Annotated in this window: 16 protein-coding genes; 6 read left to right on the top strand and 10 right to left on the bottom strand. The window is 59.5% G+C overall.

Translation table 11 applies throughout. The features are described from left to right. Positions 1-195: 195 nt before the first annotated feature. The 5 genes from glnA to AAIL66_RS16780 all read left to right on the top strand — a co-directional run bounded on the left by glnA (position 196) and on the right by AAIL66_RS16780 (position 6,014). Entirely contained in the window at positions 196-1,611 is a 1,416-nt protein-coding gene (glnA, locus tag AAIL66_RS16800) for a type I glutamate--ammonia ligase (RefSeq protein ID WP_003063782.1), read from the top strand. A 179-nt stretch (positions 1,612-1,790) separates the two neighbouring features. Then, the gene (locus AAIL66_RS16795) at positions 1,791-2,303 is read left to right on the top strand and encodes a hypothetical protein (protein ID WP_343497274.1); all 513 of its coding nucleotides are present in this window, start codon (positions 1,791-1,793) and stop codon (positions 2,301-2,303) included. Positions 2,304-2,339: 36 nt separating this feature from the next. Then, positions 2,340-3,449, top strand: a complete 1,110-nt coding sequence (gene glnL / locus AAIL66_RS16790) for a nitrogen regulation protein NR(II) (protein ID WP_034359329.1) — start codon at positions 2,340-2,342, stop codon at positions 3,447-3,449. 46 nt (positions 3,450-3,495) lie between these two features. After that, positions 3,496-5,046, top strand: a complete 1,551-nt coding sequence (ntrC, locus tag AAIL66_RS16785) for a nitrogen regulation protein NR(I) (protein ID WP_034359327.1) — start codon at positions 3,496-3,498, stop codon at positions 5,044-5,046. Positions 5,047-5,246: 200 nt separating this feature from the next. After that, positions 5,247-6,014, top strand: coding sequence for a hypothetical protein (locus tag AAIL66_RS16780; protein WP_343497273.1), 768 nt, complete (start codon positions 5,247-5,249; stop codon positions 6,012-6,014). Positions 6,015-6,027: 13 nt separating this feature from the next. On the opposite strand, the gene xth is transcribed toward AAIL66_RS16780, so the two are convergent. The 7 genes from xth to AAIL66_RS16745 form a co-directional block, all read right to left on the bottom strand. Next, entirely contained in the window at positions 6,028-6,804 is a 777-nt protein-coding gene (gene xth, locus AAIL66_RS16775; protein ID WP_041744257.1) for an exodeoxyribonuclease III, read from the bottom strand. A gap of 129 nt (positions 6,805-6,933) precedes the next feature. Further along, a complete protein-coding gene (locus AAIL66_RS16770) occupies positions 6,934-7,119 on the bottom strand; it encodes a helix-turn-helix domain-containing protein (RefSeq protein WP_343497272.1) in 186 nt (61 codons plus the stop codon). Positions 7,120-7,408: 289 nt separating this feature from the next. Next, positions 7,409-7,636 (bottom strand): hypothetical protein, encoded by a 228-nt coding sequence (locus tag AAIL66_RS16765; protein WP_343497271.1) that lies wholly within the window; start codon positions 7,634-7,636, stop codon positions 7,409-7,411. Continuing rightward, the gene (locus AAIL66_RS16760) at positions 7,637-7,852 is read right to left on the bottom strand and encodes a hypothetical protein (RefSeq protein ID WP_343497270.1); all 216 of its coding nucleotides are present in this window, start codon (positions 7,850-7,852) and stop codon (positions 7,637-7,639) included. It abuts the gene before it with no gap. Then, on the bottom strand, positions 7,849-8,412 hold the full coding sequence (locus tag AAIL66_RS16755; protein ID WP_343497269.1) for a hypothetical protein: 564 nt from the start codon (positions 8,410-8,412) through the stop codon (positions 7,849-7,851). The genes AAIL66_RS16760 and AAIL66_RS16755 overlap by 4 nt, the downstream gene beginning before the upstream one ends. Positions 8,413-8,595: 183 nt before the next feature. Continuing rightward, entirely contained in the window at positions 8,596-9,405 is an 810-nt protein-coding gene (locus tag AAIL66_RS16750; protein WP_343497303.1) for a hypothetical protein, read from the bottom strand. After that, on the bottom strand, positions 9,405-10,553 hold the full coding sequence (locus AAIL66_RS16745) for a hypothetical protein (protein ID WP_343497268.1): 1,149 nt from the start codon (positions 10,551-10,553) through the stop codon (positions 9,405-9,407). Before AAIL66_RS16745 ends, AAIL66_RS16750 begins: the two co-directional genes overlap by 1 nt. A gap of 300 nt (positions 10,554-10,853) precedes the next feature. On the opposite strand from AAIL66_RS16745, the gene AAIL66_RS16740 reads away from it, so the two are divergent. Beyond that, positions 10,854-11,255, top strand: a complete 402-nt coding sequence (locus tag AAIL66_RS16740) for a lysozyme inhibitor LprI family protein (protein ID WP_343497267.1) — start codon at positions 10,854-10,856, stop codon at positions 11,253-11,255. 1,011 nt (positions 11,256-12,266) lie between these two features. On the opposite strand, the gene AAIL66_RS16735 is transcribed toward AAIL66_RS16740, so the two are convergent. From AAIL66_RS16735 to rdgC, 3 genes are all read right to left on the bottom strand, one after another. Further along, complete coding sequence (locus AAIL66_RS16735; protein WP_012837702.1) at positions 12,267-12,524, bottom strand: hypothetical protein; 258 nt, start codon at positions 12,522-12,524, stop codon at positions 12,267-12,269. Positions 12,525-13,233: 709 nt separating this feature from the next. Then, positions 13,234-13,632 (bottom strand): hypothetical protein, encoded by a 399-nt coding sequence (locus AAIL66_RS16730; protein WP_343497266.1) that lies wholly within the window; start codon positions 13,630-13,632, stop codon positions 13,234-13,236. 94 nt (positions 13,633-13,726) lie between these two features. Further along, positions 13,727-14,387 (bottom strand): recombination-associated protein RdgC (gene rdgC / locus AAIL66_RS16725; RefSeq protein ID WP_343497265.1); only part of this gene is annotated, 661 nt, incomplete at its 5' end.

Below are 14,387 nucleotides of genomic sequence, written 5' to 3'. Positions count from 1 at the left end.
CAATGCGCGTCTGTTTGGTGCAGTTTGCAGATGCAGCTCTGGTAAGTGCTTATGTCTTGTGCCGAATATCTTTACACCAAGGCTCGGTTTCGGTGCGCAGATGTTGTTGCGAGGCGCCGAGGTCGAGTTGGCACGCAAACTGCTAGATACTATTCATTCTTTATTTGATCAGCCAAAGTTGGCAGGAGAGATCTAATGGCGAAGACCGTTGCAGACGTGATGCAGATGGTGCAGGATAACGAGGTCAAGTTCGTGGACCTGCGCTTTACCGATACCCGCGGCAAGGAACAGCACGTGACCGTGCCCGTGTCGCACTTCGACGAGGACAAGTTCGCCTCGGGCCATGCTTTCGACGGTTCTTCCGTTGCCGGCTGGAAGGGTATCGAAGCCTCGGACATGCAGCTGGTTCCCGATCCCAACACTGCCAATATCGATCCCTTCTTCGAAGAAACCACACTGATTCTGCAGTGCGATGTGATCGAACCCGGTGATGGCAAGGCCTACGACCGCGATCCCCGTTCCATTGCCAAGCGTGCTGAAGCCTACCTGAAGGCTTCCGGCCTGGGCGATACCGCTTACTTCGGTCCCGAACCCGAATTCTTCATCTTCGACGGCGTGCGCTGGGGTACCGAGCCTCACAACCCCTTCTTCGAAATCGAAGAATACGAGGCTCCCTGGAACACCGGCACCAAGTTCGAGACCGGTAACCGTGGTCACCGTCCTCGCGTCAAGGGTGGCTACTTCCCAGTTCCTCCTGTCGACAGCACCCAGGACATGCGTGCAGAGATGTCGCTGCTGCTGGAAGCGGTCGGCATCCCTGTCGAAGTGTTCCACCATGAAGTGGCCGGCGCCGGTCAGAACGAAATCGGCACACGCTTCTCGACCCTGGTCGAGCGTGCCGACTGGACACAGCTGCAGAAGTACATCATCTGGAACGTGGCCAACACCTACGGCAAGACGGCAACCTTCATGCCCAAGCCCTACGCTGGCGATAACGGCTCCGGCATGCACGTGCACCAGTCCGTGTGGAAGGATGGCAAGAACCTGTTTGCCGGCGACGGCTATGCCGGCCTGTCCGACTTCGCCCTGTACTACATCGGCGGCATCATCAAGCACGCTCGTGCGCTGAACGCCATCACCAACCCTGGCACCAACAGCTACAAGCGTCTGGTTCCCGGCTTTGAAGCGCCCGTGAAGCTGGCTTACTCGGCCAAGAATCGCTCGGCCTCCATCCGTATTCCTTACGTCAGCAACCCCAAGGCTCGTCGCGTGGAAGCACGCTTCCCCGATCCTCTGATGAACCCCTACCTGGGTTTCGCAGCTCTGCTGATGGCCGGCCTGGACGGCGTGGAAAACAAGATCCATCCCGGCGAAGCCGCGACCAAGGATCTCTACCACCTGCCCCCCGAGGAAGACAAGCTGGTGCCTACCGTCTGCCACAGCCTGGATCAGGCTCTGGAAGCCCTGGACGCAGACCGTGCGTTCCTGACCAAGGGCGGTGTGTTCTCCGACAGCATGCTGGATGCCTACATCGAGCTGAAGATGGGCGAAGTGACTCGCTATCGCCAGTCGGTGCACCCTGTCGAATACGATATGTACTTCTCGCTGTAAAGCAGAGGTCAAAAAAGGCGGCGCAAGCCGCCTTTTTTATTGAGCGCTCGCTGCGGCGGGCGTGGCAGCAAAGGAACCAAACGGGTTGGTGGCGGTCAAGTAGTCAATAAAAGCCGCAGGCTTGGAGCGATACTCAGGGTATTGCGGACTTGCGGCCGCCGTCTGCCTGAGAGGACCGAATGAAGAAGTTTTATGTGTTGTCGTTGCTGTGTCTTGCATCCGGGCTGGTTTCTGCCCAGGATGTGATCTACCGCTGCGGCAATGAGTACACCAACAATGTTTCGCAGGCCAAGGCCAAGGGATGCAAGCCGGTCGATGGCAGTGGCGTGACGGTGATTCACGGCACCAGGCCCTCGGGTGGCAATGCCGCTGCGGCTTCGGTCAAGCCCAAGCCGGCAAGTAGCTCTGTATCGAGCGCGCCGGCCACGGCCCGTAGCGACAGTGCCGCGCAGAAAGCGCGTGACTCCGATGCACGAGCGATCCTGCAAGGCGAGCTGAACAAGGCCCAGGCCAGACTGTCCGAGCTGAAGGCGGAGTACAACGATGGCAACCCCGTGCGCACGGCACTGGAGCTGCGCAATCCTCAGGGCTACCCGGAGCGGGTGGCCAAGCTGAAAGCCGATATCACACGCCAGGAAAGTGATATCGCAGGCATCAGGCGAGAGCTGGACCGGCTGCCTGCGGTCAATTAATCCGGCCCCTGGGGCTGGTCATTTTTGGTCTATCGAATGAGTTCCACTGCAGCCCCGCTCCCCGATATCCCCAGGCCTGATCCGGATCAGGCCAATGCTCACGGCTACCAGTCGCTGGACTGGCTTTGCACCCTGATTGCCGTGCTTGACGAGTACGGCATGGTGCGCTTCGTCAACGCGGCGCTGGAAAACGCCCTGGGCCAGTCGCGCCGCATCATGGTGGGCAGTGACTTCGCCACCTGCTTTGCCGAGCCTGCCTTGCTGGACAAGGCGCTCAGCGGCGCCCGTTCCAACGACTTTGCTGCGCTGCGCTTCGAGGCCAGCCTGCTGCGCCTGGGGCAGGAGCCCTTGCCGATTCATGCGGCGGTTTCGCTGGCCGAGAAGGCCGGCCATGTCATGGTGGAGATGTGGCCGCTGGAACAGCAGGCCCGTCAGGATCGCGAGGAGCGCATCCGAGAGCAGGCTCTGGCGAACAAGGAACTGATCCGCAATCTGGCGCACGAGATCAAGAATCCGCTGGGCGGCATTCGCGGCGCGGCCCAGTTGCTGCAGATGGATCTGGTCACGCCCGAGCTGCTGGAATACACCACGGTCATCATTCACGAGGCAGATCGCCTGCAGGCGCTGGTGGACAGATTGCTGGCCCCGCATCGCCACCCGCATGAGGTGGGCGACGTCAACATCCACGAGGTCTGCGAGCGCGTGCGTTCGCTGGTGCTGGTCGAGCACCCCCAGGGGCTCAGGATCACGCGCGACTATGACATCTCCATCCCCGAGTTCAGAGGCGACAGCGCACAGCTGATACAGGCCTTGCTCAATATCGTTCAGAACGCGGCCCAGGCGCTGGGGCGGCGCATTGCAGAGGGCGATGCCGAGATCATTCTGAGGACGCGTGTGGCCAGACAGGTCACTCTGGGGCGTGAGCGCTACAGATTGGCACTGGAATTGCATGTAATCGACAACGGGTCAGGCGTGCCAGATGCCATCAAGGAGCGGATTTTCTATCCTTTGGTCTCAGGCAGAGACGGCGGATCCGGCCTGGGGCTGACGCTGGCTCAGACCTTTGTGCAGCGTCACCATGGCCTGATCGAATGCGAGAGCCAGCCGGGGAGGACGGATTTCCGAATCCTGATACCGCTGCCATAAAGCCTGACATTATCAATATGCAGAAGAAGGGAAGGATGTTGCACGAATGAAGCCAATCTGGATTGTGGACGACGACCCTTCCATCCGCTTTGTGCTTGAAAAGGCATTGGGGCGTGAAGGCTGGCCCATTCGCAGCTTTACCCAGCCGCGCGATGTGCTCAAGGCCCTGGCTGATGTGGACAACAGCGATCCCGAGCGTCAGGCTCCACAGGTGCTGGTCAGCGATATACGCATGCCTGGCGGCTCGGGCCTTGAGCTGCTGGAGCAGGTCAGGGCGCAGCAGCCCGGGCTGCCCATGATCATCATGACGGCCTATTCCGATCTGGACAGTGCAGTCTCGGCATTCCAGCGCGGGGCCTTCGAGTATCTGCCCAAGCCATTTGACGTACCCAAGGCCGTGGAGTTGATCCGGCGCGCCGTCGAGGAAAGCCAGCGCGAGGAGGTGGCCGATGTGCAGGCTCCGGTGCAGGCGGAAATGCTGGGTCAGGCACCCGCCATGCAGGACGTGTTTCGTGCCATCGGCAGACTGAGCCAGAGTCATGTCACGGTGCTGATCACCGGGGAGTCCGGTGCCGGCAAGGAGCTGGTGGCACGGGCGCTGCACAAGCATTCTCCGGTTGCCGGCGGACCGTTTGTGGCCATCAATACCGCAGCCATTCCGAAAGATCTGCTGGAGTCCGAGCTGTTCGGCCACGAGCGCGGCGCCTTTACCGGTGCGCAGACCCAGCGCAGGGGGCGTTTCGAGCAGGCCGAAGGCGGTACGCTGTTTCTCGATGAAATCGGCGACATGCCGTTCGAGCTGCAGACGCGTCTGCTGCGGGTGCTCTCCGACGGCCATTTCTACCGGGTTGGCGGACATCAGGCCGTCAAGGCCCATGTGCGTGTGATTGCGGCGACGCACCAGGATCTGGAGCTGCGCGTCAAGGACGGTGCTTTCCGCGAGGACTTGTTCCATCGTCTGAATGTGATCCGCCTGCGCCTGCCCGCGCTGCGCGAGCGCAAGGAAGACGTCCCCATGCTGACTCAGCATTTCCTGCAGCAAAGCGCGCGTCAGCTGGGGGTTGAGCCCAAACGCATGAGCACGGCCGCCATGAGCCGCCTGCAGGCCTTCAACTTCCCGGGCAATGTGCGCCAGCTGGAAAACATCTGCCACTGGTTGACCGTTATGGCTCCGGCCCAGCAGATTGCACTCAAGGACTTGCCGCCCGAAGTGCTAGGCAGCTCTGCATCGGTGAGCACAGCAGTCTTTGCCGGCGCATTGAGCAGTGGTGTGGGCCTTGACCAGTCCAAGGTAAACCTGCCAGAGGCGGCGTCCATGTCCGTGCCTGGCACTGCGGCAGCTCCTTTGACCGAAGCTCCGACATTGACCGAGGGCTGGCTGGAAGGGTTGGGCAAGCAGGCCGAGGAACTGTTGTCGCAAGGCCACCACGATGTATGGGATCAGCTGTCCCATCAGTTCGAGGCACAGTTGCTGCGAACGGCTCTGGCAGCCACGCATGGTCGCAGAGTGGAAGCTGCCAGCCGGCTGGGGATTGGCCGCAACACCATCACCCGGAAGCTGCAGGAGCTGGGATTGGAAAACGAGAATTTCGACTGAAGCAGTGCAGTGGCCACTCGCTCTCGCGGTGGGTTTTATCCGTCCTACATGGTGCAATCACGGTTGACGACATGAGGCAGATGGCGCAGGGGTAAAAATCAACAGGCCTTTTGTTGATTGGACTGTTTGCGTTGTCTGCCTTGCCTTTATCCATCTCTTTCCCGCCTGCACCGGAGTCTTTTCCGCGGGATGCGAACGCCTTGTCGCCATTGCTGCAGATGCCGGAGGCCGAGGAGGCCTTCTGGCACGAGCGCTATATGTGCGAGCCTTACTTTGTCCCAGGGCGTAGCTTTGATCAGTATTACCCCGCCTATCTGCTGGGCTGGCAGGCCGGCAGATATCGGGCTCGGCAGACGGCTTCGGGGGGGAGCAGGAGTTTCGAATCCCTGGAGGCCGAGCTGCGCCAGCATTGGTCGCTGCATTGCGGGGGCAGCCTGCTGGACTGGTCTCAGGTCAGAGCAGCCGTCAAGGCAGCCTGGCGCCGTGCGATTGTTCCACCCGCGTCCAAGCCTTGCGCGGAGGCCGTACTGGGCCAGATGGCGAAGAACAGTCTTGCTCTGGCGTTGCAGGCAGGACTGCGTTTCGCGCAAAGCTCCAGACTGTTTTTGACGACTGCGGACGCCAGCATGGCTGTTGATGCCCTGCGCCGCTTCTCGCAGGATTCACACAAGCTGGTTTCCGAGCTGGAGGAGCTGCTTGATGGTGTTCCGGTCGCCCCGCTATCCATGGCCTTGGATGAGGGTGGTCTGCTGGAGCGAGTGCGCAAGACCTGGCTTGACTACTTGGGGGAGACGGCGGCCGAAACCTGGCTGGATGTGCTGCGGCGCTTGCAGACCTGGCTGGAGCGCACGGAGCACACTGTTCAGCTGGATTTGCCGGTCAAAGTCGCCAAGCTGCTCAAACGCCATGTGATGCTGTTGCGTGGCCAGCTGCAGGCCTTGCAGTGGCTGAGCCATGGCGCCGCCTGATCCGCGTCCCGCCTCAGTCCAGTGTGACAACCACGGGGGCGTGGTCGCTGGGCTGTTTGTTCTTGCGCGGAGCACGGTCCACGCTGCAGGCGCTGACCTTGCTCTTGAGAGCCTCGCTGACCAGAATATGGTCGATGCGCAGGCCGCGATTCTTCTGAAAGCCCAGCATGCGGTAATCCCACCAGGAGTAGCTTTTCTCCGGTTGCTCGAACATGCGGAAGGCATCGCTCAAGCCCAGTTGCAGCAGGCGCTGGAAATGGTCGCGCTCTTCCACCGTGTGGTGGATCGTGTCCTTGAGGCCGACGGGGTCGTAGGAGTCGCGATCTTCGGGAGCCACGTTGAAGTCCCCCACCAGCACCAGGCGCGGATGCAGGGTCATCTGGTTCTGGATCCAATCGTGCAACGCCTGCAGCCAGCGCATCTTGTAGGCAAATTTTTCCGAGCCAGGTTCCTGGCCGTTGACGAAGTAGCCGTTGATCAGACGAATTTCGCCATTCGGCGAGTCTATGGTCGTGGCAATGATGCGGGCCTGTTCGTCGTCAAGCCCAGGGATGTTGCGCACCACATCGCGCCCCGTGTCGCGCGTGATCCAGGCCACGCCGTTATAGGTCTTCTGGCCGTGGCTGACTGCCTTGTAGCCGGCTTCCTCGAACGCCATGTGCGGGAACTTGTCGTCGGTGAGCTTGAGCTCCTGAAGTCCCAGCGCATCGACGGGGTTGGCGGCAAGCCAGTCCAGCACCTGCGGCAGTCGTACGGACAAGGAGTTCACATTCCAGGTGGCAATTTTCATCTTCTTAAACTTTCCTTATTTCATGCGGGTTCCAGAAGGGTGGCTTCTTGAAAAAGGCCTCTAGCTACCAGCCTAGCTACCAGTAATTCGGGCCCTTGGATAGCGCAGTCATCCAGCATTCTGAAGCGCCTAAGAGCTCATGTGTTTCTCAAGGGATTCCGCTGTGACGCCACTGGCGCGCTCGCTGATTTTGACCATGACGAGTTTCCCGACTTTGATCAGGCGGTAGGTCGTAGAGCGCGAAATTCCCAGCATCTCAGCGGCCTTGTTGATTCTGTAGATTCTTTGAGGAGTATGTGTGGTCGATGCGGTCATGGTTTGGGGTCCTTTCGCAGGTGCACCTGAAAGGCGCGCATATAGAGGTTCCAGAGGCGGAGGCCATCGGGGCAGCGCTGCTGTTTGCCTCCTGAGAGGCCAGCAGCGCAGCAGGTAGGGCAGTTGAAGTGGTGGGCTATGTAGGCCTTGTCTTCCGGCAGGCCCACGGTGCTGGCGCTGGTTGCCATGAGGTCTCCCAAAAGCAAAACCCCGCATCAGCGGGGCTTGGGGTGGTTGATAGGTTCGCGCCATCTGTCGCGCTTGTCGCCTCGATCGCGGGCTCGGCGGCTCATGCTTGGCCTTTCTGCGCCTCAATGCGCTTGAGCAGCGCTAGGCGGGTTGCAATCAGGTGCTCTGAAACATCGTCATGCAGTGGGATAAGGGTTGCCCGTGATTCCCCGTCTTTCTGAAACGCGCCAAGCATCCCGATAAACAGGTCGGCAGCCTCTGCGCGAATGGGCGCAATGTGCTGTTTCCCATCCACCTCTATGAATACGTTGATTGCTGTGATAGCCATCTACGTGCCTTTCTGCGCCTGGGCGCGCTGTGCTGCCCATTTGGCAGGTGTGACGATTGCTGTGGAACGGTCGGAGGCGATGACCGTCAGCCGGCATGCGATTTCCTTTGTGCCAAAGTTTTCGCACGCCAGCACGTATCCGTCCTCATCTTGGTAGGCGCGACTGAGGCCGTGCCACTCCTCCCAGTGGATCGCCAAAAGTTCAACAAGGCTCATGCCTGCTGCGCTCCTTCCTTGGCTGCTGCCTGGGTCTTCAAGGCTTCCCGCACTGCATCGCAGATGCGCGCCAGTCCGAGGTATTCGGGGTTGTCGATGCTGGCTGCATCTCCCACGGGGTACCACCATTCGTCCTGCCCATAGAGCTCCTGCAGCAGCTCGGTATCGGCATGCCAGCACTCATTGAGGGTTTCGCAGAGGTGCAAGTCACCTGCGCGCTCGTATAGATCGCGTGCCTCATCGTTTGTGAGCAGGCGCTTCTGGCGTTGAGCCAGCACCTTTTTGCGGGCGTCTTTCTCGAGCGTGTGGCCACAGAACTTCTCGCCGCGCAACTCCGGGGCAAGATTCTTTATCAGGTAGTGGTTGTCGCAGGTGATGAAAAACTGGGCGATGGACTCCTTCCCCATGGCACCCCAGTAGCTGGCCCAAGCCTTGCCGTAGCTCTCGATATTGATTCGCCCCTGGCCGGGGCCGATGTCATCCAGCGTGACCCGGATCGGGTCAAGGCGCGGCACCTCGGTGATGCGCAAGATGGTGATGGTTCCGACTTCAACCTTCATGCTCACCCCCTTGCGCTGCCTGGGCGGCGCGCTGTGTCATCGGGAGCAGAGCGCGCTTCCACCATGGAAGTGCATTGAGGATGCATGCTGCCTCTGCATAGTCACGCATGTCCTGAGCGTTGTAGCCATGGACTGCCATCGACTCATCAAAGGCTAGAAGGCGAGGCTTTGGCAATTCGGGGGCTAAGAAGTGCACTCGCATGGCAAAGACTCCTGTATTGCGTTGATTCGAACGATCTTGTTTGCCTGGGCCCAGAACCGCTGATGCGGGATGTGCTCAGTAGCTGGAATGCCGGCAGCCTTCATTGCCGCGAATTTCGGCTCCATGTCTTCCAGGTAGACGGGCTGGCCGTCATCCCAGTGAATGGCGTGGCCTATCTCGTCCTCTGCCCACTTGGCCTTGAGCCAGATGTCCGGTCGAATGCAGTAAACGATGTACCAGTGCTGCCAGCCAGCCTTGAGGCAACCGATGCAGTTGCCATGCTTGAAGACGCTGTAGGTGCAGGGGCGCGGGATGCCCAAGGCCTCGGTGCTCTCGTGCTGTCGCTCCATCCAAATCAGCGGGTAGTCCGTCTTCCAGCCCTGCGCGCCCATGATCCCGGCGCGGCGCTGGATGCGGTCTTGCTCGTTGGCATCGAAGCCGTAATAGATAGTGCTGTCGTCCTGCGATGCGTTCGCGGCCAGCCACTCCATGAACGGCTCGGTCTTGAGCCGCGCGGTGCACAGCTCTTGCCCGTTGTTCACCTTGAAGGCTCCGGCCTCCACGCACACGTCGAACTGGTCTTGTGTGGCGTTGCGCCGGTTGGCGAACGTAATCGGCACGCCCAGCAGCCCGGCCACTTCCCGTTTGAATCGCTTGATGTCCGCATGCTCCACGCTGAAATGCATGTCATGGTTCAGCAGCACTAGGTTCTTGGTGCCGTAGCGGTGGGCCACATCGAGCGCCACCAGGGCGGAGCTGTGACCGCCTGAATAGCAGACGATGTGCTGCATCACTCCCCCTTTGCTGCCGCGATAGCGGCGCGGTCGATCGATGCGCGCATTGCCTCTGCGCTGTCTGGGCCGGTGGTGACTTCGTACACGCTCGGCGTTCCCGGCGCTCCAGACTGAGCGCAGTTGCCGTAGAAGCGCAGCGTCAGCCCCAAGCGGGCCGCTGTCCTGAATGCTTCACCGTCCGCATCCCGCGCGTCTGTCTGCGCCTGGGGTGCATGCTCGGGCAGGGGCGAGTGCTTCGGCTTTGCTGCCTGCTTCGCACGGATGGCTTCAACCTTTGTCCAGATGCGCGCCAGCTCCGTTTCGCCGCAGGCATGCATATCCAGGCCGTTGGCCAGGCACAGCGCAGCCAGAGTGACCATCACGCCACCTGCTTCCTGTGCGGGCTCACCCCAGGGGCGGCCGTACACGTAGTCAACAAGCTGATGTGCCTCGCTGGCCGTGCAGCCGCAAGACTGCACCAGCTCCAGGGCCTCTTCTAAGAAGCGATGGTTACGCTCGATGCGGTCGGCGGAGATTTCAGGGCCGAAGCAGGCCATCATCCAGGGCTGCACGCGCTGCTGGAACTTTTGGGAATACGCTGCAGGATCGGCGCGCAGCTCAAGGGCGGCGCGGGCAAAGCCAATCACTCCTGGGGCGCCGCCGTGGTACTGGGTTCCGTGTCCAAGCTCGGGGTACTTGCTAGGGGACTCACTGAAAAAGCACTCGCCGGCGTTCAGAGCTATCAGCTCCGCATCACTCGGCTCTACCGCCTGCGCGGGAAGTCCGGTAGCAGTAGCCAGCAGGGCGCGCAGCTTGGTTTCAATGGCGCGGTAGGCTGTCTCTGCTTCGCCAGCCAAGCGCTTTTCCTCTTGGCGCTGCTTTTCGCTGGATTCCTCGGACATCGCGTCTAGGCTGGATTCAGCAGCAATCCAGTTGCGGGTTGACCAATCCTTTACCAGCTCCATCACTTCCTTGATGGCTGTATCAGGCTCAGGCAGCACCACTGGCGCGACTGCCGGGGTGGCGGCAAGCGCGTCAGCCACGCGCAGGTGATCAATGTGAGCAGCTTTCTCATTGCTGAACCCATACCACTTGTTGCCGTACCCGTTGTAGATGCGTTCCAGCCGTGCTGCTTCTGCGCGCAGCAGCTTTTCAGCGTCGCGCACTGCATCAGGCACTGCCACGGCTGCGGCCGCTGCCTGGGGCTCAGTTATCTGGTGCAGGCATGTGTCTGGGGAATGTCGTTGCACGATCTCGCGCAAGACATCGACAGTGATGCAGATGGTGTCTGGCTGGCCGAACTCGGCTACTTCTGCCTCGCAGCAGTCACGGATGATGAGATCTGAGTTGTCTTGCATATAGGTGGCTCCCAGAATGAGAAAAGCCCGCGGTGGCGGGCTTGTGCTGAGTGGTTGCTCAGTTTGTGGTGATTGGACAGAATGCCCGCTCCAACAATAGGAGGGGCTATGAAGAAAAATGTATTTGTATTCGCGGCTTTTGCAGCTTTAGCTTTCTCTGCGCAGGCCGGCCAGCAGTCGAACATTTCTGCGGAGCGCTCTAAGTGCTACGACAGGGTTGATCTTGGTGGCATGAAGAACTCTCAATGGGCATCTTGCGAAGAGGCGGAACTGGCAAGACTTGATGTGAAGCTGAATAGCGTCTACAAGCAGGCCAGAGCGAAGATGTCGGAAGAAGAGAAGAAGGCTCTGACTCAAGCACAAAGGGATTGGCTAAAGTTTCGCGAAAGCTCTTGCAAGCTCTGGGAGGTTCAGAATTTGCAGGCTCCTTCTGGGTACCACGGCTACACGTCATGCATGACGGAAATGACTGATAAGCGTGTTTCTGAGTTGCGAGATTGGGCGCAATAAGAGGCGGCTTCACTCCCGAATGAGAAAAGCCCGAGGCGGCGGGCAATTGGATAATTGAGTCTTCAAAAAATGGAGGTGATATGGATGTGATGGATGAGGACCCTCAGTACAACCACATGCCGCCAAGTAGCGTCAGCTTCTATTTCCAGAACCTGCAGAGGTCGGCGCGTGTGACTTCGGAGGCCCTAAGTGCGCTACGGCCAGCGATGCCAGTGAATACCGAAGCTGACAACCTAGCGGCATACAGAGCTCACTGGGAAGCACTGCATGACATCGCTACAAAGATTGAGCCTGACCCGACAGGCGTGGTGCACATTTGGAAATGCCACCTGCCCAAGGTAGGTTGAAGGAGCTGGAAAGCAAAAAGCCCGCTCAGTGGCGGGCTTGGGTTACATCTTTAAGTGGTTCTTACGGGTATGCCGTATTCAAAGGTGAGAGCGGGTGAATGCGCTGTCGTGTGCAGATCGGTGCTTGCAAACAGGCGCGCTATATGGCGTTCTCAACGCAGTTGCGTGTAGATGCATCAGGATGTGAGTATTGAAAGAACGGTGAAACTTCAGAGCTTTGACAGCCTTAACATGGACTCATCCAATAAAGGAGATCGCCATGAGAACACTATCTGCTATTGCTTTGCTGGTTGCTGCGGGGGCGCTCGGGGCCTGCGATGACAAATCCCCAAAGCCCGAGATGGAGTCTCGACCGCCTGCAACGGGTGGTATGGCGGCACCACCTTCGCCTACACCTGGTTCGCAGATGCCAGCACCTGAGCCGTCTCCTGCTAACCCCGCACCCAGTCCGCAGCCAGGGACGCAATAAATTGTCCTGTGCTGAGTGGAAGCTGTGGGAAAACAGTACAAAGCATCTCCTGATAAGCGGGTGCTACGCCTTCAAATAGAAAAGTCCGCTCAGTGGCGGGCTGTGATTGGTGGGTAGGTTGTGGCTGGTCGTTCGGGTTAGCGTCTGCTGGAGCGTGGTGAGCAGCGAGCCGTCTATAGACTGGGATTCCTGCAGTCAGCAGGACGATCTGGGGTATATCAATAGCTCCATCAGGTCTGCCTTGGCGGCCACGGTCACAAGTCCAGCTGCCGCGAGTGCGCGCACAAAGCCGAACCCGTGCTGACGAGCGTTCTCCAGCTGTATGGCCGATTCCGGCTTCTTGTCATAGGCTGCGCGAACCCTGTCAACGATGATTTTCCAATCAGCGTGAAGGTTGTTTGGCAGCAGCTCGTAGCGATATGTCTGCGCGGGCTGTGAAGCATTGCTCGTCATGTTCGCTCCTCCGTGACTTGGCCTCCAGCTTACGCTTACTCTTTCCTGGCACGATGCCATTCCGAATGAGCAATGCCAGAGGTGCTGCTTTGCTGCTCGTGAGCTTCTCTAATCGCAGTAGGATTGACCGCGCTTTTTGAAGGAGGCCCTATGGAGCGAACAATTCAGGGTTTGCAGGTGTTTTCATCGGCATCGCAGACCGGACTCAATTCGATGTATGCGGCTAGAGTAGGGGTATGTGCCCACGGTGGAGAGACGCACTACTTTCAGGTGGGGTCGGCTGAGACGGAGTTACACGCGGAGCAGCTCGCTGCGGAATACATTTTGCTGATGAAAGAGCTGCCAAGTGATTGGTTAGACCAGTGTCTTGAGCCGCCAAAGTCCGAGTAAGGCCGCTTTCAGTCTCAAAGCCCGCTCATTGGCGGGCATAGTCTGGAACACCTGATCTACTTCAGGCGAGCAACATGCAGGGTGAAAGATACAGGTGTCGCAATCAAATATTGTTTGCGTCATGATCTGATCTTTGGAGTAGTTCCTCTCCTCGTTGAATGAAGAGTTGCATCACTTCCGGTGTTTCAAACCTAATTTGCGAAGCTTCATCAGAAAGGGACGCTTTGTTCCTATTAAACGGGAATGAAAAGAAGGTATTCACTACATAAATTGCTCGGTGCGTCTTATGCCGTGAGTGGAGCTGACGAAGTGACCGGAATTAGTCCGCGCCCGTTTTAATTTCCTTAACTTGTACCTCGAGCCAGCCCGCCTTGATGGCCAGCCCTTTGCATTGCTGTGCGGCTTCCTGAAGGATGTACGGCTTGCTACGAACTGCAGTGCGTTTTGCGGTGCGAAGCCATGCAGTCTCATCAAAGGGCTCCGGCGGTTTACCTCCGGCCTTTTGCGCCATCTGGCAGAGCCGCTCGTGCGCCTGCCTTGCCTCTTCCAGCATTCCGGGTTTGATGCCGGAGACGCGCCAGCCCTTGTGCACGGACACTGCATCCGCCTTAGCAGCCAGGCGCCGCTGGCGCTCGAGCTCCATTCCTTGAGCTCGCATGGCGGCCATGCGGGAATCGGTGATGGGGTCGCCGTTGTGGTTCACAAAAGTCAGACTCATGGAAGCCTCCAAAGAAAAAGCCCGCTCATTGGCGGGCAGTCGATTCATTGATATGGGCACGCGGCCCGGTTTATGCAAATCTATGAATAGCTGCTCATGTGCTGGCGCTTGCAGCCAGCGAGGCGGGCAGGTCGCCCAGAGCAGTGCGGCCTTCGCCGCCCAGGGCTTCGATCAAGTCGGGGATCAGGCTCGAGAGCTCGCCGGTGGCGATCGCTACATCGGTATCAAAGCCGCCATCGTCCTGGCTGTTGCCGTCCATGACAGCATCCAGCAGCGCGATGTTCTTGATCTGCAGGCCTTCGGTCAGCACAAAGCTCACACGATCGTCCCAGGTCATTGCCAGTTTGGTGGGCAGCTTGCCGTGCTCGATGTGCTGGCGAACCTCATCAATATCCAGCGGGTGGCGGGCGTAGCGCACCACGGCCTTGGATTCGTCGGCGGCTTTGAGCTCCGTTTCCCGGTCTGCGCTGAAGCCGGCGGGTGGCTCCTGCGTCATCAACCAATGCGCCATGGCGGCCTGCGGGCTGGTCTGGGTGTCTAGCAGGGCGAGGGCAAAGCCGGGCAGGCCCTCGACCAGCAGCGTCACCACTTCATCGGCGCGGCCCTGGGCGCTGGTATCGAGCACCAGGGTGCGGGCCTGCGGGTCGACCCAGACCCACATACTGCCCTGCTTGGTGAAGGCCATGGGCAGCAGGTCCAGCTTGGCCTCGTCCTTGAGCTCCTTCTTTTCCTTCTTGCCGGGCTTGCGACCCTCC

The organism is Comamonas sp. F1-6 (genome assembly GCF_039581415.1).
GTDB lineage: Bacteria > Pseudomonadota > Gammaproteobacteria > Burkholderiales > Burkholderiaceae_C > Comamonas > Comamonas thiooxydans.
The sequence above is the reverse complement of the archived record's forward strand: the minus strand, read 5'-3'. Positions and strand labels throughout refer to the sequence as shown.

Bases quoted from the DNA above. Each gene is read 5' to 3' on its own strand.
- ntrC (WP_034359327.1), top strand. From the start codon at position 3,496: ATGAAGCCAATCTGGATTGTGGACGACGACCCTTCCATCCGCTTTGTG.
- xth (WP_041744257.1), bottom strand. From the start codon at position 6,804: ATGAAAATTGCCACCTGGAATGTGAACTCCTTGTCCGTACGACTGCCG.
- AAIL66_RS16735 (WP_012837702.1), bottom strand. From the start codon at position 12,524: ATGACGAGCAATGCTTCACAGCCCGCGCAGACATATCGCTACGAGCTG.
- AAIL66_RS16750 (WP_343497303.1), bottom strand. From the start codon at position 9,405: ATGCAGCACATCGTCTGCTATTCAGGCGGTCACAGCTCCGCCCTGGTG.
- AAIL66_RS16730 (WP_343497266.1), bottom strand. From the start codon at position 13,632: ATGAGTCTGACTTTTGTGAACCACAACGGCGACCCCATCACCGATTCC.
- AAIL66_RS16765 (WP_343497271.1), bottom strand. From the start codon at position 7,636: ATGGCTATCACAGCAATCAACGTATTCATAGAGGTGGATGGGAAACAG.
- AAIL66_RS16795 (WP_343497274.1), top strand. From the start codon at position 1,791: ATGAAGAAGTTTTATGTGTTGTCGTTGCTGTGTCTTGCATCCGGGCTG.
- AAIL66_RS16740 (WP_343497267.1), top strand. From the start codon at position 10,854: ATGAAGAAAAATGTATTTGTATTCGCGGCTTTTGCAGCTTTAGCTTTC.
- AAIL66_RS16755 (WP_343497269.1), bottom strand. From the start codon at position 8,412: ATGAAGGTTGAAGTCGGAACCATCACCATCTTGCGCATCACCGAGGTG.
- AAIL66_RS16760 (WP_343497270.1), bottom strand. From the start codon at position 7,852: ATGAGCCTTGTTGAACTTTTGGCGATCCACTGGGAGGAGTGGCACGGC.
- glnL (WP_034359329.1), top strand. From the start codon at position 2,340: ATGAGTTCCACTGCAGCCCCGCTCCCCGATATCCCCAGGCCTGATCCG.
- glnA (WP_003063782.1), top strand. From the start codon at position 196: ATGGCGAAGACCGTTGCAGACGTGATGCAGATGGTGCAGGATAACGAG.
- AAIL66_RS16770 (WP_343497272.1), bottom strand. From the start codon at position 7,119: ATGACCGCATCGACCACACATACTCCTCAAAGAATCTACAGAATCAAC.